This is a genomic window from Streptomyces sp. NPDC089915, from assembly GCF_040684675.1.
Classification (GTDB): domain Bacteria; phylum Actinomycetota; class Actinomycetes; order Streptomycetales; family Streptomycetaceae; genus Streptomyces.
On record NZ_JBFBGN010000026.1, the window covers coordinates 18,755 to 38,039 of the forward strand.

19 protein-coding genes and 1 pseudogene are annotated in these 19,285 nt (G+C 75.2%); 10 read left to right on the top strand and 10 right to left on the bottom strand.

What is annotated here, in order from left to right; all coding sequences use genetic code 11:
- Nucleotides 1-104 precede the first annotated feature (104 nt).
- A complete protein-coding gene (locus tag AB0O29_RS11180) occupies nucleotides 105-1,688 on the bottom strand; it encodes an alpha/beta hydrolase (RefSeq protein WP_365149535.1) in 1,584 nt (527 codons plus the stop codon).
- A 163-nt stretch (nucleotides 1,689-1,851) separates the two neighbouring features.
- On the opposite strand from AB0O29_RS11180, the gene AB0O29_RS11185 reads away from it, so the two are divergent.
- Together AB0O29_RS11185 and AB0O29_RS11190 are read left to right on the top strand one after the other, a co-directional pair.
- Complete coding sequence (locus AB0O29_RS11185) at nucleotides 1,852-2,376, top strand: GNAT family N-acetyltransferase (RefSeq protein ID WP_365149538.1); 525 nt, start codon at nucleotides 1,852-1,854, stop codon at nucleotides 2,374-2,376.
- 101 nt (nucleotides 2,377-2,477) lie between these two features.
- On the top strand, nucleotides 2,478-3,170 hold the full coding sequence (locus tag AB0O29_RS11190) for a phosphatase PAP2 family protein (RefSeq protein WP_365149541.1): 693 nt from the start codon (nucleotides 2,478-2,480) through the stop codon (nucleotides 3,168-3,170).
- Between the two features lie 22 nt (nucleotides 3,171-3,192).
- Here AB0O29_RS11190 and AB0O29_RS11195 read toward each other — a convergent pair whose 3' ends face one another.
- On the bottom strand, nucleotides 3,193-4,461 hold the full coding sequence (locus tag AB0O29_RS11195) for a serine hydrolase domain-containing protein (RefSeq protein WP_365149544.1): 1,269 nt from the start codon (nucleotides 4,459-4,461) through the stop codon (nucleotides 3,193-3,195).
- 430 nt (nucleotides 4,462-4,891) lie between these two features.
- Here AB0O29_RS11195 and AB0O29_RS11200 point away from each other — a divergent pair.
- Nucleotides 4,892-5,647, top strand: a pseudogene (locus AB0O29_RS11200) (PP2C family protein-serine/threonine phosphatase); the annotation flags it as partial.
- A 346-nt stretch (nucleotides 5,648-5,993) separates the two neighbouring features.
- On the top strand, nucleotides 5,994-6,965 hold the full coding sequence (locus tag AB0O29_RS11205; RefSeq protein ID WP_365149547.1) for an MASE1 domain-containing protein: 972 nt from the start codon (nucleotides 5,994-5,996) through the stop codon (nucleotides 6,963-6,965).
- Here AB0O29_RS11205 and AB0O29_RS11210 read toward each other — a convergent pair.
- The gene (locus AB0O29_RS11210) at nucleotides 6,962-7,261 is read right to left on the bottom strand and encodes a hypothetical protein (RefSeq protein ID WP_365149550.1); all 300 of its coding nucleotides are present in this window, start codon (nucleotides 7,259-7,261) and stop codon (nucleotides 6,962-6,964) included. The two genes, AB0O29_RS11205 and AB0O29_RS11210, sit on opposite strands and share 4 nt — an antisense overlap.
- Before the next feature lie 129 nt (nucleotides 7,262-7,390).
- Between AB0O29_RS11210 and AB0O29_RS11215 the strand changes: the two genes are divergently transcribed.
- The gene (locus tag AB0O29_RS11215; RefSeq protein WP_365149553.1) at nucleotides 7,391-7,849 is read left to right on the top strand and encodes a MarR family winged helix-turn-helix transcriptional regulator; all 459 of its coding nucleotides are present in this window, start codon (nucleotides 7,391-7,393) and stop codon (nucleotides 7,847-7,849) included.
- 39 nt (nucleotides 7,850-7,888) lie between these two features.
- On the opposite strand, the gene AB0O29_RS11220 is transcribed toward AB0O29_RS11215, so the two are convergent.
- Nucleotides 7,889-8,887: a zinc-dependent alcohol dehydrogenase family protein gene (locus AB0O29_RS11220; RefSeq protein WP_365149556.1), complete on the bottom strand. Its 999-nt coding sequence runs from the start codon at nucleotides 8,885-8,887 to the stop codon at nucleotides 7,889-7,891.
- A 141-nt stretch (nucleotides 8,888-9,028) separates the two neighbouring features.
- Between AB0O29_RS11220 and AB0O29_RS11225 the strand changes: the two genes are divergently transcribed.
- The 3 genes from AB0O29_RS11225 (at nucleotide 9,029) to AB0O29_RS11235 (ending at nucleotide 11,284) form a co-directional block, all read left to right on the top strand.
- Entirely contained in the window at nucleotides 9,029-9,373 is a 345-nt protein-coding gene (locus AB0O29_RS11225; protein ID WP_365149559.1) for a helix-turn-helix domain-containing protein, read from the top strand.
- A gap of 144 nt (nucleotides 9,374-9,517) precedes the next feature.
- Entirely contained in the window at nucleotides 9,518-9,919 is a 402-nt protein-coding gene (locus AB0O29_RS11230; protein ID WP_365149562.1) for a ribonuclease domain-containing protein, read from the top strand.
- A 156-nt stretch (nucleotides 9,920-10,075) separates the two neighbouring features.
- Nucleotides 10,076-11,284, top strand: a complete 1,209-nt coding sequence (locus AB0O29_RS11235; RefSeq protein WP_365149564.1) for a cytochrome P450 — start codon at nucleotides 10,076-10,078, stop codon at nucleotides 11,282-11,284.
- A 40-nt stretch (nucleotides 11,285-11,324) separates the two neighbouring features.
- Here AB0O29_RS11235 and AB0O29_RS11240 read toward each other — a convergent pair whose 3' ends face one another.
- From AB0O29_RS11240 to AB0O29_RS11250, 3 genes are all read right to left on the bottom strand, one after another.
- Complete coding sequence (locus tag AB0O29_RS11240) at nucleotides 11,325-11,750, bottom strand: DUF5133 domain-containing protein (RefSeq protein WP_365149567.1); 426 nt, start codon at nucleotides 11,748-11,750, stop codon at nucleotides 11,325-11,327.
- A 242-nt stretch (nucleotides 11,751-11,992) separates the two neighbouring features.
- Nucleotides 11,993-12,766: a maleylpyruvate isomerase family mycothiol-dependent enzyme gene (locus AB0O29_RS11245; RefSeq protein WP_365149570.1), complete on the bottom strand. Its 774-nt coding sequence runs from the start codon at nucleotides 12,764-12,766 to the stop codon at nucleotides 11,993-11,995.
- 47 nt (nucleotides 12,767-12,813) lie between these two features.
- Entirely contained in the window at nucleotides 12,814-13,479 is a 666-nt protein-coding gene (locus AB0O29_RS11250; RefSeq protein WP_365149572.1) for a TetR/AcrR family transcriptional regulator, read from the bottom strand.
- Between the two features lie 138 nt (nucleotides 13,480-13,617).
- On the opposite strand from AB0O29_RS11250, the gene AB0O29_RS11255 reads away from it, so the two are divergent.
- On the top strand, nucleotides 13,618-15,033 hold the full coding sequence (locus tag AB0O29_RS11255) for an amidase (RefSeq protein WP_365149575.1): 1,416 nt from the start codon (nucleotides 13,618-13,620) through the stop codon (nucleotides 15,031-15,033).
- Here AB0O29_RS11255 and AB0O29_RS11260 read toward each other — a convergent pair.
- Together AB0O29_RS11260 and AB0O29_RS11265 are read right to left on the bottom strand one after the other, a co-directional pair.
- Entirely contained in the window at nucleotides 15,030-16,328 is a 1,299-nt protein-coding gene (locus tag AB0O29_RS11260) for a cytochrome P450 (RefSeq protein ID WP_365149578.1), read from the bottom strand. The genes AB0O29_RS11255 and AB0O29_RS11260 overlap by 4 nt on opposite strands.
- Nucleotides 16,329-16,526: 198 nt before the next feature.
- A complete protein-coding gene (locus AB0O29_RS11265; protein WP_365149581.1) occupies nucleotides 16,527-17,489 on the bottom strand; it encodes an SMP-30/gluconolactonase/LRE family protein in 963 nt (320 codons plus the stop codon).
- Between the two features lie 202 nt (nucleotides 17,490-17,691).
- Between AB0O29_RS11265 and AB0O29_RS11270 the strand changes: the two genes are divergently transcribed.
- The gene (locus AB0O29_RS11270) at nucleotides 17,692-18,399 is read left to right on the top strand and encodes a hypothetical protein (protein ID WP_365149584.1); all 708 of its coding nucleotides are present in this window, start codon (nucleotides 17,692-17,694) and stop codon (nucleotides 18,397-18,399) included.
- A 10-nt stretch (nucleotides 18,400-18,409) separates the two neighbouring features.
- Here the strand turns inward: AB0O29_RS11270 and AB0O29_RS11275 are convergent, their stop codons facing one another.
- Nucleotides 18,410-19,201, bottom strand: a complete 792-nt coding sequence (locus AB0O29_RS11275; protein WP_365149587.1) for a DUF4232 domain-containing protein — start codon at nucleotides 19,199-19,201, stop codon at nucleotides 18,410-18,412.
- Nucleotides 19,202-19,285 lie beyond the last annotated feature (84 nt).

The window sequence follows — 19,285 nt, forward strand, 5'->3', positions numbered from 1 at the left end:
ACCGGCGGCCGGGCGGCACAAGTGTAGGTGGCGGAATCCCGGCACCCGAACACAGGTCGGTACGGGTGCCGGGGCAAAGGCCCAAGCAGGGGGCAAAGCGGAATTCAGGAACAGGTGGTCCCGTCGGCGGGGGCGCTCCCGTCGAGGAGGAACCCGTCGACCGCCTTGGTCGCACAGGCGTTGCTCCCGTAGACCCCGTGCCCCTCGCCCTCGACCGTCAGGTTCACGCCGACGCCGCGCCCGAGCGCGTCGGCCATCCGCTTCGCGCCCTCGACCGGGGTCGCCGGGTCGCCGGTGTTGCCGACGACGAGGATCGGGGCCGCGCCCTCGGCGGCCACCTGCGGCTTGTCGGCCGTACCCCGTACGGGCCACTCGGTGCAGGCGAGCAGGCCCTTGGCCATGGACGGGCCGAAGACCGGGGAGGCCGCGAGGAAGGCGGGCTCCTGGGCGCGCATCTCCTCCACGGTGTAGCGGCGGTTGGTGTCGGCGCAGCCGATCGCGGTGTGGGCGGCGTCGGTGTTGTCGTAACGGCCGTCCTGGCCGCGCCCGCCGTAGGCGTCCGCGATGGCGAGCAGGTTGTTCCCGGTGCCGCGCAGGCGCAGCTCGGCGAGGCTCTGGACGAGGTAGTCCCAGGTCTCCTTGTCGTAGAGGGCGGCGGCGATGCCGGTGAGCGCCTGGTCGGAGCCGAGCTTGCGGCCGCTGCGGGTGGCGGCCGGCTCGGTCTCCAGCTTCTTCAGCAGCTCGGCGATCCTGCGGTCGCCCTCCTCGTCGCTCCCGCCGGTGGGGCAGTTCGCGGCGTACTTGTCGCGGCAGAACTCCATGGCGTGCTCCAGCGCCCGCTGGAAGCCCTTGGCCTGGCCGAGGCCGGCCTGGAGCTCGTCCGAGGTGGGGTCGACCACGGCGTCGAAGACGGTCCGGCCGACGTTCTTCGGGAACAGGTGGGCGTAGACGCCGCCCAGCTGGGTGCCGTAGGAGATGCCGAAGTAGTTCAGCTTCGGGTCGCCGAGCACCTGGCGCATCAGGTCCATGTCGCGCGCGGTGTCGGCCGTCGAGACGTGGGGGAGGACCTTGGCCGAGTTCTTCTCGCAGGCCCGGGTGTACGTGCGGACGGGCGCGAGGGGGTCGGCGCCGGAGGGGCCGGGCCCCTCGTCCAGCGCCTTGTCGTCCAGGCAGAGCACCGGGGAGGTGGCCCCCACGCCGCGCGGGTCGAAGCTGACCAGGTCGTAGGAGGCGCCCAGCTTCTCGTAGTCCTTCGCCGCGTGCGGGAGCGTCCGGACCCCGGAGGCCCCCGGGCCGCCGAAGTTGTACACCAGCGAGCCGAGGCGCTTGCCCGCGTCGGTGGCCTTCCGGCGGATCAGCGCCACGTCCAGGGTCTCGCCGTCGGGCTTGGCGTAGTCCAGCGGCGCCTTCATCGTCGCGCACTCCCAGGCCCCGCCGGGGGCCTTCCCGCCGCCCTGCGCCGCCGAGGGCGCGGGGCAGGGGGCCCAGTCCGGCTTCTGCCCGGTCAGGGCGGCGGGCAGTGCGGCGGGCGGGGCCGGGGCGGGCGCGGCGGGGGCGCTCGCCGGGGCCGGGGACTTCAGCGCCGCCGGAGCCCCGCCGCCGTCACAGGCCGCCAGGACGGGGACCGCCAGCAGGGTGGCGGCGGCGAGGACCGCCGTCCGCGCGGGGCGGCGTACGGGGTGGGGCATGGCGGAGCTCCTGGTGGCGCGGGCGGCATCGTGCCGTCGGGTAAACGGATGGCAAACTATCCGATCGCTCTCCGGCCGGTTCCGCCGGGGTGGGCGGAGAGGGCCGCGGGGGCGGCGCGCGTGGAGCTGAATACTCCGATGATCGGACTGTTACGGTCGGGGTATGCCCGCACTGATCACCCCCTCCCCGCACCTGCACGCCTCCTGGCTCGACGCACAGGCGGAATGGGGGGCCGACGCCCACATGGACGGCGCCGGACTGGGCGCCGACGACGACGTGGAGACCCCCGAGGGCTTCGCCGCCTGGACCGAGCGCCTGCGCCGCCAGGCCGACCGCACGGCCCCGGTCGAACAGGGCCGCGTCCACGCCACCTACTGGTGGATCGCCGAGGGCGACACCTACCTGGGCGCCATCGACCTGCGGCACTACCTCAACGCCTTCCTCCTCGACGCCGGCGGCCACATCGGCTACAGCGTCCGCCCCTCGGCGCGCCGGCGCGGCCTGGCCGGCTGGGCGCTGGGCGAGGTCCTGCACGAGGCCCGGCTGCTGGGCATGGACCGGGTCCTGCTGACCTGCGACCCCGGCAACGAGGCCTCGGAGCGCACGATCGAGCGGGCCGGGGGCGTGCTGGAGGACGTACGGGAGACCCTGATCGGCCCCAAGCGCCGCTACTGGATCGGCCTCTGACGGGGGCTCGCCCCCCTCGGCCCCACCCGTCACGGCTACAGTGCGGGGAACCCCGTACCCCGGGGAGGCCCAGCCCCGCCCGGACCGTGAGAGGCAGTCGTATGGCCGCACCCGTCTCCGACCGGCTGCGGCCGGAGCGCCGGCGGCGCTCCGGCCCCGCCGCCCGGGTGGCCCTGGCCGCCGCGGCCGGGTTCGCGCTGCTGGCGCTGTGGACGGTCCTGGCGCCGACCGGGCCGCTGCCCTTCGACACCGGCCCGCTCGCCTGGTCCGTCGGACACCGGCCCGCCGCCGCGCTGACCGTGGCCCGGGCGGTCACCGACACCGGCACGGGGGTCCCGCCGTACGCCCTGGTCGTCCTCGCGGGCCTGTACGCCGGCCGCACGGCCCGGGAGCGGCTCACGACCGCCGCCGGGCTCGCGCTGTGCCTCGGCGCCGGTCAGCTGGTGCGGCGCGGGCTGATGTACTCCTTCGCCCGGCCCCGGCCCCCGGCCGCCGACTGGGCGCTCCACGCCGACAACTGGTCCTTCCCGTCCGGCCACGCCACCACGGGGGCCCTGACCGCCGGACTGCTGCTCACGGCCCTCGCCCTGCGCCATGCGGGGCGCCCGCCCCGGACCGCCGCCGCGTTGGTCCTCGGCTGGGGCGCGGCGGTGGGCCTGAGCCGTGTCTACCTCGGCGTGCACTGGCTCTCCGACGTGTTCGCCGGCTGGCTCCTGGCGACGGCCTGGCTGGCCCTCGCCGTCCTCACGGCCCGCCGGTACCTCGGCCGGTACCTGCGCCGGGGACCGGCCTAGACCGGCCCCCGGCGCAGGGACGTCAGCGGACGTCGCGCTCGGGCAGGTCCACCTCGGCCGGGGCCGGGGCGAAGCCGCGGGCCTTGGCGGCGGCGGCCGGCTTCTTGCCGCAGAACGCGCCCTCGAGGGTCGCGCCGAGGGCCGTGTTCGCGGCGCCCCGGTTCGAGGTGTTCGCCATGGCCGTCATGCTGCGCTTGCCGTCGCGGGTGGTGAACGCGTACGTGTAGAAGCCCTGGACCGTACCCGTGTGCCCGTACACCGAGGTGCCGCAGGACAGGTCGTAGCGGCGCAGGCCCAGGCCGTAGAAGCGGGTCTTGGCGGCGTCGGTCGGGGTCATGACCAGCATCTCGTCCAGCAGCTTGGGCGCGACCAGCTTGCCCCCCACCAGCGCGGACATGAAGGTGCTGAGGTCCGCCGGGCTGGAGATCATCGCACCGGCCGACTGCGCCCAGGACACCGTCTGCTCGGTGGAGTCGACCAGCGGGGCGCCGTCCTCGTCCGGGGTGAGGTAGCCGTGCGTGTGGAGCCCGGCGATCTGCGTGCCGGGGTGCACGTACGAGGTGTCGCGCAGCTTCAGCGGCTTGATGATGCGGCGGTCGTACTCCTTGGCCACCGGGTTCCCGGTGGCCTTCTCGATCAGCATGCCGACGACCACGAAGTTGGTGTTCGAGTACTGGTAGGAGACCCCGGGCTCGGTCGTCCTCGGCTCGGCGAGCGAGAGGTTCACCAGCTCCTGGTAGCTGAACACCTTGTTGCGGACGGCCTCGAAGCCGGGGACGGTCTTGTCGAACATGGCGTTCGTGTAGTCCGACAGGCCGCTGCGGTGGGTCAGCAGGTGGCGCACCGTGATCCGGTCGTCGGGCAGCAGACCCGGCAGGTAGCGGTTGACCGGGACGTCCAGCTCGATCTTCTTCTCGTTGACCAGCTGGAGCAGCACGACGGTCGAGAACGTCTTGGTGACGCTGCCGATCCGGAACCGGGCCCGGGTGTCGATGGCCGCGCCCGTGACCTTGTCGCCCACGCCCTCGGTCGCGCTCAGCGCGCGGCCGCCCTCGGTGATCCGGGCCAGCGCGCCCGGGGCGCCGGCGGCGAGGGTGTTGCGGAGCGCCTGGTCGACGGCCTCCATGTCCGGCGCCGGCAGCGCGGGACCCGCGGTGCGCAGGGACTCGGCGGTCGGGGCGGTCGCGGCCTGGGCGGCGGTGGCGGGCGCCACGCCGGCGACCACGGCGAGCAGGGCGGCGCTCACGGCCAGACGGCGGTTCAGGGGGCGGCGGTTCGCGGACAGGGGCACGTTGCTCCTCGGCAGGGTGGGTGCGGTTCCCGGGGACCCCGGGCGTGGAGCCGGGGTGATCACGACCCTACCCACGCCGCCGCGGCCGCCTGAGGTTCCGTCACGGCCCGGATGGCTGAAAGTCGTTGTCCCATCGCACGAGGGCCTCGGTATGGAATGCACCGTTCCGGGCGGAGTGTCCGGCGGGTGCGCGAGGGACGTCCGCCGGGGCCGGGGCCCGGGCCCCGGCTCGGTCCTCGGCTCGGGCCCCGCGCAGGACCGGGCGGCCGGGCCGGGTGCCGGTCGCGCCGGGCGGCCCGAGCCCAGCCGAAATATGATGTGCCCGGGTCTTTCGCACGGCGGGAGCAGAGAGGCAGATGAACGCACCCCGGAGTGGTCGGTGACCCCGCGCCGGCGGCCCCCTCGGCCGGACAGCGCCGATCTGCTGACCATGCTGGGGCGGCTCACCGCCCAGGCGCGGGAGGGCGCCCAGCTGCACCACGCCAGGGTGGAGCTGGCCGAGGCCCTCCAGCGCGAGATGCTGCCCGCCGCCCTCCCCGTCCTGCCGGGACTGCGGACCGCGGCCCGCTACGCCCCCGCCCAGCACGGCCTGGACATCGGCGGCGACTGGTACGACGGCTTCCCGCTGCCCGAGGGCGCCCTCGCCTTCTCCATCGGCGACGTCCAGGGGCACGACGTCGCGGCCGCCGCCTTCATGGGACAGGTCCGGGTCTGCCTGCGCGCCGTCGCGGCCGTGGTCTCGGACCCGGGGGAGGTGCTGGGCCGGGCGAACGACGTACTGCTCTCCCTGGACAGCGAGCTGTTCGCGACGTGCACGCTGCTGCGCTTCGACCCGTACACCGGCGAGCTCCAGGGCGCCCGGGCCGGCCACGTCCCGTCCGTCTGGGCCACCGTCGACGGCCGCCACGGGATCGCCGAGGACGCCGGAGGCCCCCCGCTGGGCCTGGTCCCCGGGGCGGGGTACGCGGTCACCCGGCGGCGGCTGACGGCGGCGGGCTCGATCGTGCTGCTGACCGACGGGGTGGTGGAGGGGCCGTCGTTCCCGATCGAGGCGGGGCTGGAGCGGGTGTCCCGGATCGTCCGCGAGTCGGCGGGCGGGGACCCGGACGAACTGGCCGCCGAGGTGATGAAGGTGGCCGACTCGACCGGCCACGCGGACGACGCGGCGGTCCTGGTCCTCAGCCACGACGGCCCCGGCGGCGGCCCGCCCCCTGCGGGGGCCGATGGTGAGCCCGGCCCTGACGGCCCCGGGGGCGACGGTGGGCCCGGCCCCGCCGGCCCCGCGACCCGCCTTGGCCCTGACGGCCCCGGCGGCGACCCCGGCCCCGAGGGCGCGGACGCCCGCGGTCCCGAGGCCACCGGCGCCGGCGGCGCGCCGCCGGACTGACCGGCGGCCCGGCGCCGCGCCCCCGCTTCGCGCGGCCCGGTCCTGCGCGTCCTGGCGCCGGGTTCCGGCCCCGCGTCAGGGCGGCCGGACCTCGTGCTCGGGCGTGTCACGGGCGGCCGGGGCGGCCGGCCTGTTGTCTGATGCTGTGGTGCGCACCCTGGAATGGCGCCGTTCGTGCGCAGCGCTCCTGCCCGTCCTCGGCGTGGCCGCCGTCTACTACGCGACCGGCCGGCTCGGCCTGCTGCGTCAGGTGGTGGTCGCCGGCGCGGTCGTCACGCCCCTGTGGCCGCCCACCGGGATCGCCGTCGCCGCCCTCCTCTGGTTCGGCCTGCGCGTCTGGCCGGGAATCGCCCTCGGCACCTACCTCGCGATCGAGGGGATCTCCGCGTTCCGCCCCGCCGACCTGGGCATCGTGGCCGGCAACGTGCTGGCGCCGGTGTGCGCCCTGCTGCTCCTGCGCGCGGCCGGATTCCGCCCCGAGCTGGACCGGCTCCGCGACGGGCTGGCGCTGGTCTTCCTCGGCGGGCTGGTCCCGATGCTGATCAGCGCGACCGCCGGGGCCTGGACGCTGGTGCTCACGGGGAACCTGCCGATGGAGAGCTTCTGGCCGACCTGGTCGGCCTGGTGGGCCGGGGACGCCATGGGGGTACTGCTGGTGACCCCGCTGCTGCTGGCGCTGCGCGGCGCCGGGCTGCCCCGCGACCCGTACCGGATGGCCGAGGCGGCGGCCATGATGGCAGCGACCGCCGCCGCCACCGTCCTCGCCACGCACAGCACCCTGTCCCTGCTGTTCCTGGTCTTCCCGCTGATCATCTGGGCCGCGGTGCGCTTCCAGCTGGCCGGGGCGGCGCCGTGCGCCCTGCTGGTGTCCGTGCTGTCGATCTGGGCGGCGACCGACCACGTCGGCCCCTTCACCGGCCGCAGCCTGCTGGAGCTCATGGTGAACCTCCAGGCCCTCAACGGCGCGGCGGCGCTGACGGGCCTCCTGCTGGCGGCCCTGGTCACCGAGCAGAACAACGTCCGCCTGAAGATCGAGGAGGCCTGCGAGGAACTCGCCGAGGTGGTGGCCCAGCTCTCCCCGGGCGGCCACGGCGAGAGCCCGCGCGGGCGGTTCTAGCCGGTCCGGCCGACAGGGCGGCGCCGCCGGGGCGCCCGGTGGGTGCGGGCCTGGCAGACCCACCAGGTGACGGTGCCCGCCAGCCCGCAGAGCCACCAGACGAGGACGGCCGGGGCCGCCGCGTAGGAGGGCCACAGCAGCCATCCGAGGGCCCAGCCGGTGCCGATCACCACCAGCGGCGGGGCGAGCGCGTACGCCCACCCCGGCGCGCGGCGCACCATCCGTACGGCCAGCCGCCCGAAGGCGAAGGCGGCCAGCGCGAAGGCGTTCAGCAGGAGCAGCGGCAGGAGCCCCATGGCGTCGCCTCCGGTTCGGGAACGGGACGAACATACGCGACCGCCCCCGGCCCGCACGGACAGGGGTACTGCACAGCTCCTTGACTACTCAAGCTTTTCCCATATCCTTGAGGAGTCAAGGAGGTAACAATGAGTAATGCGCTGGACGTGTCCCTGCGCCTGGTGAAGGCCCAGACCGCCCTGGTGCGGAAGTTCGACTCCCGTCTGGGTTCCCTGTTCGGGGTGAGCCTGGCCGATTTCCTGGTGCTGCTGCACCTGGGGCGGGCCGAGGGCGGCCGGATGCGGCGGGTGGACCTCGCCGGGGCGCTCGGGCTCACGGCCTCGGGCGTGACCCGGGGGCTGGCGCCGCTGGAGCGGATCGGCCTCATCGTCCGCGAGGCCGACGCCCGTGACGCCCGCGTGGCGTACGCGGCCCTCACGGACACCGGCCGCGAGCGCCTGGCCGACATCCTCAAGGCCGCCGAACAGGTCGCGGCCGACGTCTTCGCGGCCCCGGAATGGGCCGGCGACGACATCGAGGACCTGGCCGCCCTGCTCACCCGCCTGGGCGGCACGGGCCTCCCGGAAGACCCCGCCGCCACCCCCTGACCCCGGCGGGGCCGCCCGGACGGGGCGGCCCCGCCGGGCTCAGTGGCGTACGGCGACGACGATCTTCCCCACCCGGGTGCCCGCCTCCATGTAGCGGTGCGCGTCGGCGATCTCGTCGAGGCCGAAGACCCGGTCCACGGCCGGCTCGAACGAACCGTCGCGCAGCCCCGAGGTGATGAACGCCTCCGCGCGGCGCAGCCGCCCGGGATCGGTGGTGATCTCCTGGGCGGTGAAGGTCCGCATGTTCAGGGCCGGCATGCCGAGCTCGAACCCCGGGTACGGAGTCGGCTCGCCGCTCAGCGCCCCGTACATCAGCAGCGTGCCGCCCGGGGCGACCGCCCCGGCCAGGTCCAGGACACCGGGCCCGGCGACCGCGTCGAAGACGAACTCCGCGCCCCTGCCCCCGGTGAGGGTGAGCACCCGCTCGCGCACGCCCTCCTCGCCGGTGACGACCACCTCGGCCGCCCCCGCGGCCCGCAGGCGCTCCGCCTTGGCGCGGGTGCGGGTGGCGGCGATCGGGGTCGCCCCGACGCGGCGGGCGACCCGGATCGCCGCCAGGCCCACGCTGCTGGAGGCGGCGGTCAGCACGACGGTGTCCCCGGCGCGCATCCCGCCGACCTCCACGAGCGCCCCGTACGCCGTCAGGTACGGCATCCACACCGCCGCGCCCCGGACGGCGTCCAGGCCGTCGGGGCGGTGCAGCACCGCCGTGGCGGGGACGATCGCGCGCTCGGCGTAGACGCCGTAGTCGTTCATCGAGAACCCGGGCAACACGCTCACGGCCCGGCCCGGCTCGAACCCCGTGACCCCCGGCCCGACGGCCTCCACCACGCCGGAGGCCTCGGCGCCGAGCGTGGCGGGGAACCGCCTCGGCGCCTCTATGTAGTCGCCGCCGCGGAAGAGGGCCTCGGCGCGGTTGACGCCGATCGCGTCCACGCGGATCAGCAGTTCGCCCGGTCCGGGCGGGCCGACCGGCACCTCCTCCAGCCGCAGCACCTCGGGACCCCCGAGCTCGTGGAACCGCACTGTCCTGGCCATCACGCATCGTCCCCTCGGTCCGGGGCGGCCGCCTTCCCCGCGCCGCCGGCCCCACTCAAACCGAAGGTTCGACAGATGTCAAACTTCGATGGGCGTCATACTTTGACGCCTGTCGTACGATGAGGGCAGGAGGTGGCGGTCATGGCGGCGGCGACGGCGAAGCAGGGCGGACGCGATCGCGTCCCGCCCCACCCGGAGGTGCGGGACGTGACGCTCCAGCAGGTCCTGGACGCGCTCGTCGATCCGGTGCGCCGCCTCATCGTGCGCGAACTGCACGCCGCCGGCCGGGACCTCAGCTGCGGGACGATCGAGCTCCCCGTCAGCAAGTCCACCGCCACCCACCACTTCCACGTGCTGCGCGACGCGGGCCTCATCCGCCAGTACTACGTCGGCACCTCCCGGATGAACGCCCTGCGCCGGGAGGAGATGGACGAGGTCTTCCCCGGGCTCCTGCGCGCCCTCACGGACGCCCCCGAGGGGCGCTGACCGGCCCGCCCGCAAGCGGAATGGCACCTTCAGGGGAACCCCGCCTTAAGGAGCGGGGGAGTCCGTGCCGGTGCGGTGAACAGGCGGGAAACACATACGAGTTGGCGTTGACGGTCCCCGGTCTACGCGCGTTGTGTGGTGCGCATGAGGATTCCCCCACGCTTCGCGGCCGCCGTCGCCGCGGCCGCCGTCGCCGCCACCCTGTTCACCGGTACGGCCGCCACGGCCGCCCCCGCCCCCGCACCCGCCGCCGTGGCCTCGGTCGGCAGCATCTGTTACTCCGCGCTGCCCGACGAGGCGTACGACACCCTCGAACTCATAGACCAGGGAGGCCCGTTCCCCTACTCCCAGGACGGCGTCGTCTTCCAGAACCGCGAGCGCGTACTGCCCGCCCAGACCACCGGCTACTACCACGAGTACACGGTGATCACCCCGGGCGCGCCGACGCGCGGTGCCCGTCGGATCATCACCGGCCGACAGTACCGCGAGGACTACTACACGGCCGACCACTACGCCACCTTCCGGCGCGTCAACTTCAGCTGCTGACAAGCGACTCGGACACCCCCTGAGGCCCTTCCCCGCAGCCCGCCCGGCCGCGGGGGAGGGCCCGGTCCTGCGCCCCCGTCACTTCGTGACTACTGTGGGGTACACACACATCTGTGTGTGACGTGCAAGGCAACACATGCATTCAGGGGGATTGCAATGGCGCTTGGGACCGAGATAGTCGACCTGCTGGAGCTGAGTCCGGACTTCGTCCGCGACCCGTACCCGGTCTACGCGCAGCTGCGCGAACGCGGCCCCGTCCACCACGTCCGGACGCCCGACGGCGAGGAGCTGTGGCTGATCGTCGGCTACGACGCCTGCCGTACGGCCTTCAACGACCCGCGGCTGAGCCGCGACTGGCTCCGCTCCGGAGACATCAGCCAGATCATCAACGTCGAGCAGGACAACCCGGCGCTCGCCCACATGCTGATGGCCGACCCGCCGCACCACACCCGGCTGCGCCGTCTGGTGGCCCGGGCGTTCACCCCGCGCCGCATCGAGGAGCTGGCGCCGCGGATCCAGCAGATCACCGACGAACTGCTCGACGCCATGGAGGCGAACGAGGAGCGCCGGGGCGATCTGTTGGAGGCCCTGGCCTTCCCGCTGCCGATGACCGTCATCTGTGAGCTGCTCGGCGTGCCCGGCCTGGACCGGGACGCCTTCCGGGCCTGGTCCAACGAGGCGGTCGCCCGCACCAGCCCGGAGGCCGAGGCCGCCGCGTACGAGGGCATGATCGCGTACCTGAGCGGGCTCATCGACGCCAAGCGCGCCGAACCCGGCGAGGACCTGCTCAGCGCGATGATCCACGCCGTGGACGAGGGCGGGGACCGCCTCTCGCCGTCCGAGCTGATCGGCATGTGCGTCCTGCTGCTCATCGCCGGGCACGAGACCACCGTCAACATGATCGGCAACGGGATGCGCGCCCTGTTCGCCCACCCCGAGCAGCTCGCCGACCTGCGCGCGGACTTCGGTCTGCTCGACGGTGCGATCGAGGAGATGCTCCGCTACGACGGACCGGTCGAGACCTGCACCGAGCGCCTCGCGCTGGAGGATGTGGAGATGGCCGGCGTGGTCATCCCGAAGCGCTCCACCGTCCTGATCACCATGGCCGACGCCGACCGCGACCCGGCTCGTTTCGAGGACCCGGACCGCTTCGACATCCGGCGTGACGCCCGAGGCCACATCGCCTTCGGGCACGGGCTGCACTACTGTCTCGGCGCCCCGCTCGCCCGCCTGGAGGGCCGGATCGCCCTGCGTTCGCTGCTGGAGCGCTTCCCGGAGCTGACCGGTGACGCCGACGAGGCGAAGCTGCCCTGGATCCCCGGCATGCTGATCCGCGGTGTGAAGCAGCTGCCCGTCAGCTGGTGACCCGCCTCCCGGGGCCCCGCGCGGGGCCCCGGGACCGGTTCTATTCGGCGGCGGCCGACAGGTGCCGTTCCGCCGCCAGGACCGCCTGGTGGGTGCTCGGGCGGCCCATCAGGACGCACAGGGTGTAGGCCACGTCGTCCATCGCCCGAACGGTGCCCGGGTCCGTGGGCGCGGCCGCCAGGCGGGCCTGGCAGCCGCGCAGCCGGGAGAGGACCTCCTCGGTGCGCAGCCGGCTCGGCAGGAGGCCGACCGACCGGGCCGTGCCCGGGTGCCTCGGGGTGCGGGCCGCCTCAAGGGAGCGGCGCAGGGCCCGTTCGATCCGTACGGGCATCGGCATCCCCAGGGTGCCCGCGACCATCGCCGCCGCCACCTCCACCGCCGTGACGCGGGCCAGTTCGGCCGCGGCGAGGAGGATCTGCTTCGCCTCGCGCACCGAGCAGGGCGCCGCCGCCATCAGCAGGCCCACCGCCCAGGTATGGGTCGGGCTCTCCCCGGGCGGCCCTCCGCGCGCGGGGGCGACCTCGGCCGTGAGGGCAGGGGACGGCGGATCACCAGGAGACGCCACGAGAGGATCCCTTCAGCCCGAGGCCGCGCACCGCGACGACGACAAGCACGTCAGGCCGGCCCGCCCCTCGCGGGACGTGTCCGCTCCCACGCTGTCACACCCCGTGGCGATCCGCATGGCGGGTCCGGCCCGGCGTGGCGGCCTCAGAACTCCGAGTTGGCGAACCAGAGGTCCAGCAGCCCCTCGTCCCCGCCCGTCTCGACCGTCGTCGCCGAGCGGTCCAGGCGGCCGTAGAGCAGCAGGAGCAGGTCGGCCGCCGGGGCGCGGACCACGGCGTCGGCGGGGGCCTCGTCGCCGGCGCCGTCCGGGACCACGCCGAAGCCGTCGGGGCGCAGCCGGACCAGCCACGAGCCCTCGGTGTCCGTGCACGCGAAGCGGATGCTCCGGTCCGCTCCGCGCAGGTGCGCCACCTTGGGCGCGAAGAGGGCTGCGAACGGCAGGTTCACGAGGAATTCGTCCACGCCGTCCCGGGCCAGCGCGAGGTCCACGGCGGACGGCAGCCCCAGGGCCCGCTCCGCGTCGGTCCGGTGGACCAGGGTCTCGAAGGCCATGCGGCGCACCCAGAAGCGGGCGTGGCCGTCGGCCCCCCAGACCCACATGGGCGCGTCCAGGTCGGTGGCGGCGAACACCTCCGCGGCCTCGGCGGCGCCCTCGGCCAGCCAGTCGGCGTACCCGTCGGCCCGCTCCGGCAGGCGCAGGTCCACGTCACGGCTGGTCGGCGGCGCCTGGATGCGCCCGCGCAGCAGCACCGAGAACCAGCGGTGCACGCTTCCGGCGTGCCGGACCAGATCGGTCAGGTCCCAGCCGGGACAGGTGGGTACGGGGGCGGCCATGTCGGCGCCCCGGACCAGGTCCGCGAACCGGGCGGCCTCCGCCGCCACGGCCGCCCTGTGGTCGATCTGGTCGGCTGTGTTCATGCTGGGGTGCCCTTCTGGCCTGTCGGATGGATGCCCCGGGCACTCTTTCACAGCCCGGACGACGCCTCCCCACCGGCTCCATCGGCTCCGCCAGTCGAACCGGTCCCGTCGGACCCCTCGCGGTCCCAGAGCCGGGCCAGCTGTGCGTGGAGCACCTCCCCGGCCTGGCGCGCGGTCAGGTGGCCGATGAGCACGTGCGTGGTGAGGCCGTCGGCGAGGGCCAGCAGGGTGCGGGCCTCCCGGCGCGGGTCCAGGGGCGCGGGCAGCGGGCGGGACGCGGCGGCCTCCGCGAGGAGCCGCTCGAACATCGCCTCCAGCTCCGCGTAGTTCGCCCGCAGCGTCTCGGCCAGCGGCGCGCTGACGGCCGCCTGCGCGACGAAGGCCAGCCAGACCCGGGCCTCCGGGCGGTGCTCCTCGCGCAGCAGGGCGACCTCCGTGACCGCGTGGCCCACGGCGGACTCGGCCGATTGGGCCGGGCCGCGCACCAGCCGGTCCCTCACCCGTTCGCCGATCCGCTCGCCGATCTGCCCGAGGGTGAACAGGAGCATCTCCTCCTTGGTGCGGAAGCACCGCTGGACGGCGCCCATCGACACCTCGGCCCGCTCCGCGACGTCCCGCAGGGTCACCCCCTCCAGCCCGCTCTCGTCCGCGAGCCGGCACACCGCCTCGGCGATCCGCCGCCTGCGCCCCTCGTGGTCCACCTGCCTGGGCATGTGCCCCGCCTCCCTCCGCGCCGCGTGCCCCGCAGTTTATTCGATGCGAGCGCATCGGTTCCTGTCGTAGGGTTCCCAGGTATCCGATGCAACCGCATCGGAACGGGCAGTGAACAGACGAGGACGGGAGAACGGGACATGCGGGAAGCACCGTGGCGGATGACGGCCGCCGCGCAGGCGCGGGCCGTGCGGGGCGGCGAGGTGTCCGCCGCCGAGCTGGTCGAGAGCCACCTGGAACGCATCGCCGAGGTCAATCCCCGGGTGAACGCCGTCACCCAGCTGATGGCCGGACGGGCCCGCGCGGACGCCGCGCTGACGGACCGCCGGCGCGCCGCCGGAGAGGAGCTCGGCCCCCTCGCGGGCGTCCCCTTCACGGTGAAGGAGACCACCCCCGTCGAGGGGGTCCCGACCACCTTCGGCGTCCCCCGCTTCCGCGACCTCGTCGCCCGGGCCGACGCGCCGCCCGTGGCCCGGCTGCGCGCCGCCGGGGCCATCCCCATCGGCCATGCCAACGTCCCCACCCTGATCCTCGCCGGGATGCACACCCGCAGCGAGCTCTTCGGCGACACCGCCAACCCCTGGGACCCCGCCCGCACCCCCGGCGGAAGCAGCGGCGGCGACGCCGTGGCCGTCGCCACCGGCATGGCCGCCCTCGGCCTCGGCAACGACTCCGGCGGCTCGATCCGCGTACCGGCCCAGTTCTGCGGGGTCGCCGGGCTGAAGCCGACCACCGGACGCTTCCCCGCCGACCACCGCGTCCTCGGCCCCGACGACCCCGGCCCGGCCTCCCAGGCGCTCGTCACCGACGGCCCGCTCGCCCGCAGCGTGGCCGACCTGCGCCTGGCCTACGAGGTACTGGCCGGCACCGACCCCCGCGACCCGCGCGCCGTCCCCGTACCCGCCTACGGGCCCCCGCTGCCCGGCCCCGTCGAGGTCGCCGTCGTGACGGACCCCGGCGGGCACGGGGTCCACCCGGCGGTCCGCGCCGCCGTCGCCGACGCGGCCGCCGCCCTCGCCGACGCCGGATACCGGGTGCGCGAAGTGGCCGACGTCCCGCGCCTGGACGAGACCCTCGACGCGTACGACCGCATCACCCTCACCGAGTTCGCCCCGAACTGGCCTGCGGTGCGCACCCTCCTCGGCGAAGGGGGCGACCGCTACCTGCAGTTCGCCATGGACCGCACGCCCCCCGCCACCGCCGCCGAACTGGTGAGGCTGACGGGAACCTGGCTGAACCTCCGCCGCTCCTGGGCCGAGTTCCTCGACGCCCACCCGCTGGTCCTCGGCCCCTCGTTCACCGAGCCGCCGGTCGAGCCGGGGCTGGAGTCCCGCGACCGGGCCGGCCGGGACCGGGTCGCCGCCGGGATGCGCCTGTGCACGGCGACCAGCTTCATCGGCGTGCCCGCCGTGGCCGTCCCCACCGGACTGCGCGACGGGCTCCCCGCCGGGGTGCAGATCATCGGACGGGCCTTCCGCGAGGACCTGTGCCTCGACGCCGCCCAGGCGGTCGAGGACCGGCTGGGGGTCCTCACCCCGGTCGACCCCAGGACCTAACGGCCACGGCCGCGGCCCGGTGCGAGCGTGGCCGGTGCCGGACCGTCCGGGCGGACCGTGATGCCGTACGCGGCCCCGCGCGGGACCGAGGCGAAGACCGGGACGTACGAGGGCAGCAGGGCCTCCAGCAGCACCGCCGACTCCCGCAGCGCGAACCGCGTGCCCAGGCAGGCCCGGGGCCCGACCCCGAAGGGCAGATAGGCGCCCGTCCCGCCGGGGCGGGCACCCCCGGCCCTGAACCGCCGGGGGTCGAACCGCTCCGGATCCGGCCACAGCCCCGCATCGCGGTGCGTCAGGTACGGGCAGACCAGGACCTCGCTGTCCGCCTCCACCGCGTACCCGGCCACGGTGTCGGCCTCCGCCGTGTACCGGGGCAGGATCCAGGCGGACGGGTACAGCCGCAGCGTCTCGCTGACGAGGGCCTGCACCGCGTCCGCGCGCTCCGGCGAACCCCCGTCCCCGGCGGCCAGCGCCTCCTCACGGGCCTGCGGGTACCGGTCGAGCAGCAGGTACAGCCAGGTCAGGGTGGTGGCGGTGGTCTCGTGCCCGGCCACCAGCAGGGTCACCAGCTCGTCGCGGACCAGCCGGTCGGTGTACTCGGGGCGCTCCCGCGACGCGTCGACCAGCACCTGGAGCAGCCCCGGCCCGTCGGGCCCCGGCTCCCCGCGCCGCGCGGCGGCCACCGCCTCCCCGGCCACCGCGTCGATCCGGGCCAGCTCCTCCGCCACCAGCCCCCGGGCCTCCACGGCGTCGGCGGGCAGCTGGGGCAGCGCCGCCGTCAGGGTCGCGACGGAGGCCAGTTCGCGCGCGGTCACCGGGTCCAGCGGATGCCCGGTCAGCGAGCGCCAGATGGTGTCCAGCGCGAAGTGCCGCATCTCCTCACCGACGTCGAAGACCTCACCGGTGCGCGCGTACCCCTCCCACCGCCCGGCCGCGGCCCGCGCCGCACCGGCGATCCGCCGCTCGTACCGGCGCATCCCGGTCCCCGTGAACTGCGCCTGGAGCACCCGCCGTTGCCGCTTCCAGGCCTCACCCGTCGCGGCCAGCACCCCGTCGCCGATCAGCAGGCGGGCGCGGTGGGAGCGCTTGACGTACCGGTCGGGCCGCAGGGCGAGGACGTGCTGCACGGCCTCCGGCCCGGTGACCAGGACGGTGGGCCGGGGCCCAAGCCGAACGGCGACGACCCCGCCGTGCCGCTCCTGCGCCCGCGCCAGCAGATCGACCAGCTCCCCGCCCTCCGCCCGCCACCGCTCCACCTCGACGGGATCCAGTTCGGGCAAGGCGACTGCGGCCACGGGGCTTCTCCTGTCCGGCCGTCGGCCCGGCCGTCGCGAGGTGCGGGACAGCACGGACTGTACGCGGACGGACCCGCCCGCACCCGCCGTACGGATCTTCTGGACCGCCGACGCGCTCGGCGGATCCCGCCTGCGGCTCAGTGTGGACGCCCCGCCCGCGGCCGTCGCGCGCGCCCACCTCGTTCCGGAACCCGGGGATCAGCCGGCGGCCGGCACCTCGTAGATCCTTCCGTCGACGCCCGCCCGGTACAGGCGCCCCGCCGCGAAACCCTGATCCCCCCGGCCGTACACCAGTTGGGTGGACAGCCGCAGCGCCGGGTCCGCGGCGACGGCGCACAGGGTTCCGTCCTCCACGCGCCACACCTCGCCCGCCGCGTGCGTGGCGATCAGCGGGCGGCCGCGGCCGTCGAGGGTGAGGCCGTCCGGGAGGGCCAGGGCGTCGGTGCCCGTGGTGGACACCCAGCGCCGGGGGCGCCCCGGGTCCCCCACGGGGATCCGGTACACCCCGGGGGCGAGGGTCGTCTGGACCACGTACACCTCGGACCCGTCGGGGGACACGGCGATCCCGTTGGGCTGCGGCACCCGCGCCCACGCGGGGTCCACCCGGCCGTCCGGGGTGACGCGTCCGATGCCCGAACCGCCCAGGGTCGTCGTGTACACGGTCCCGTCGGGCGCGAGTGCCACCCCGTCGATTCCGCCGAGGCCCGACGCGTACACCGAGGCGGCCCCGCTCTCCGGATCCACCTCCAGCAGCTTCGACACCGGCAGCAGGTCCCCGGTCAGCGAGTGCGCGAGGTCGTTGCCCGTACCGACGAGCAGCCGGCCGTCCCCGCGCACGACGATCCCGCCGTCGGCGCCGATGTTCCCGGTGAGCGCCACCGGAGCCGCGCCCGGCGCGTCGATGCGGTACACGCGGCCGCTGAAGTACGCGGTGGCGAACATCCGGCCCCGCCGGTCCACCGCGATCGACTCGACCCAGTCCGGGACGTACCCCACCTGTACCGGCCCGCCCGCTCCGGCGGATCCGCACCGCCGAGCCGCCCACGAAGGCCCCGCGGGTGCCAGAACCCCCGCACCCAGTGCCCCCAGTACGGCCAGCACCGCCAGTCCGCGCCCGCGCCGGCGCCCGGCGGTGCGCCGTGCCGTCCTGTTCGACCCCATCGGTTCCCCTCCATGGCCGCTCCGGTCCGCCCCGTGCAGTATCGGCCCGCGGGCCCCACCCGGCGACCGCCTTCTCGGCCCAACTCCCCTCGGGGAAAGGCCGGAACCGCACCCCGTCCGCCCCCGCGCACCGGGTGCCTGCCGAGGCCATGGGGACGCATGTGACGATGACCCCGGCACATCCGCACCACATGGGGGGACCATGCGCACCCGTACCACCACCGCCGGCCTGGCCGCCACCCTCGCAGCGCTGCTCGCCCTCACCGGGTGCACCTCCTCGGACGGCGCTGCGCACCCGGCCGCGAGCGCCCCGGCGGCCGCGCCCGCCCCCGCGCCGGGCGGCGCCTCCGGGTACGAGGGCCCCCGCCCCCAGGACCAGAACCTGCTGGCCTGGACCGGGGACCCCAACGACGCGGGACACGTCACCGCCCAGTCGGCCGCCGGGGTCGGCGGACGGATCACCCTGGTCCGGATCGGCCTGCGCGAGCAGATCACCTGGTCCAACATCTGGCTCGGCCTGGCCGGCGTGGACGCGGGCGCCCAGCTCTCCAACTGCTACCTCGGCGTGTACGACGCCACCGGCAGGCTGGTCGCCTCCACCGCCGACGTCTCGCCCCAGCTGATGACCGACGCGGTGGCCAAGCCGCTGCCCCTCACCAAGCCGTTCACCGCGGCCAACGGCACCTACTTCATCGCCCTCCTGCTGAACGGCAACTGGGCCACCAACGCCCTCACCCTGAAGGCCACGGGCGCCGGCATCTCCGTCAACGCGGGCCTGACCCCGCCGGCCCTGCGCTACAGCACGGTCCTGACGGGCCAGACCTCGCTGCCGCCCACCCTCAACCTCGCGGAGCAGTCCACCAGCACGATCAACACCGGCTGGGGCAGCCAGTGGTACGGGATCTCCTGACCCGTCCGGATCAGGAGGGCTTCGTCAGCGAGAAGGGCGTGACGGTGACCTTGTTGTCGCACTCGGCGAACTGCCCGTCGTCCATGGCGATCTGGTGCGAGCCCGCGCCCGGGACCCGGATGACCAGGGTGGGGAACACGACGGGCGTGGAGCCGGACACGCAGTAGCCGTCCGCCTCGCCCTGGACGTTGACGAAGGTCAGCTTCGTCCAGGCGCGGGCGCCCGGGGTCAGGGCCACCGGGGCGGCCGTACCGCTGTTGACGGTGGCCAGCGGGACGTTCTTGTCGGGTGAGCCGTTGCCCGCCCCGGCGACCTGGGGGAAGCCGAGCAGGGTGCAGACCGACCGGCTCTTGACCGAGACGACCACGGCGCCGGTACCGGTACCGGTCGGGCGGTTGTCGGCCTGGTGGGCCGGCGAGACCTCGAGGTCCTCGATGGCGCAGGCCTTGGGCTTCCCGCCGCCGCCCGGCGCGGACGGCGTCGGCTTGGCGGTCCCGCCGCCCGTGCCGCCCGTTCCACCCGTGCTGCCCGTTCCGCCCGTGCTGCCCGTTCCGCCCGTGCTGCCCGTTCCGCCCGTGCCGGAGGTTCCCGCGGTCCCGCCCGACCCGCCCGTGCCCGCCGAGCCGCCCGAACCGCCCGTCGAGGCCCCGGCGGGCGTCGCCGCCGGTCCCGAGGCCGTCGGCGAGGAGGGGCCGGCCGCGCCGGTGTCCCCGGTCGGGCCGCAGCCCGTCATCAGGGCGGTGGCCGCGGCGGCCGCCGCGAGTGCCGTGGCGGTGCGTCGAAGACCTGCTGTGTACTGCATGGGGTGCTCCCGTGGTTCACGACCGGTCACGCGCCGGCACTCGCGTCGTCGGACACGCGCCATGCCCCGCCCGGGTTCCGGGGA

Coding starts and splice junctions, on each gene's coding strand:
- AB0O29_RS11235 (WP_365149564.1), top strand. CDS start 10,076: ATGGCGCTTGGGACCGAGATAGTCGACCTGCTGGAGCTGAGTCCGGAC.
- AB0O29_RS11270 (WP_365149584.1), top strand. CDS start 17,692: ATGCGCACCCGTACCACCACCGCCGGCCTGGCCGCCACCCTCGCAGCG.
- AB0O29_RS11180 (WP_365149535.1), bottom strand. CDS start 1,688: ATGCCCCACCCCGTACGCCGCCCCGCGCGGACGGCGGTCCTCGCCGCC.
- AB0O29_RS11275 (WP_365149587.1), bottom strand. CDS start 19,201: ATGCAGTACACAGCAGGTCTTCGACGCACCGCCACGGCACTCGCGGCG.
- AB0O29_RS11210 (WP_365149550.1), bottom strand. CDS start 7,261: ATGGGGCTCCTGCCGCTGCTCCTGCTGAACGCCTTCGCGCTGGCCGCC.
- AB0O29_RS11245 (WP_365149570.1), bottom strand. CDS start 12,766: ATGAACACAGCCGACCAGATCGACCACAGGGCGGCCGTGGCGGCGGAG.
- AB0O29_RS11215 (WP_365149553.1), top strand. CDS start 7,391: ATGAGTAATGCGCTGGACGTGTCCCTGCGCCTGGTGAAGGCCCAGACC.
- AB0O29_RS11190 (WP_365149541.1), top strand. CDS start 2,478: ATGGCCGCACCCGTCTCCGACCGGCTGCGGCCGGAGCGCCGGCGGCGC.
- AB0O29_RS11250 (WP_365149572.1), bottom strand. CDS start 13,479: ATGCCCAGGCAGGTGGACCACGAGGGGCGCAGGCGGCGGATCGCCGAG.
- AB0O29_RS11225 (WP_365149559.1), top strand. CDS start 9,029: ATGGCGGCGGCGACGGCGAAGCAGGGCGGACGCGATCGCGTCCCGCCC.
- AB0O29_RS11255 (WP_365149575.1), top strand. CDS start 13,618: ATGCGGGAAGCACCGTGGCGGATGACGGCCGCCGCGCAGGCGCGGGCC.
- AB0O29_RS11265 (WP_365149581.1), bottom strand. CDS start 17,489: ATGGGGTCGAACAGGACGGCACGGCGCACCGCCGGGCGCCGGCGCGGG.
- AB0O29_RS11230 (WP_365149562.1), top strand. CDS start 9,518: ATGAGGATTCCCCCACGCTTCGCGGCCGCCGTCGCCGCGGCCGCCGTC.
- AB0O29_RS11185 (WP_365149538.1), top strand. CDS start 1,852: ATGCCCGCACTGATCACCCCCTCCCCGCACCTGCACGCCTCCTGGCTC.
- AB0O29_RS11220 (WP_365149556.1), bottom strand. CDS start 8,887: ATGGCCAGGACAGTGCGGTTCCACGAGCTCGGGGGTCCCGAGGTGCTG.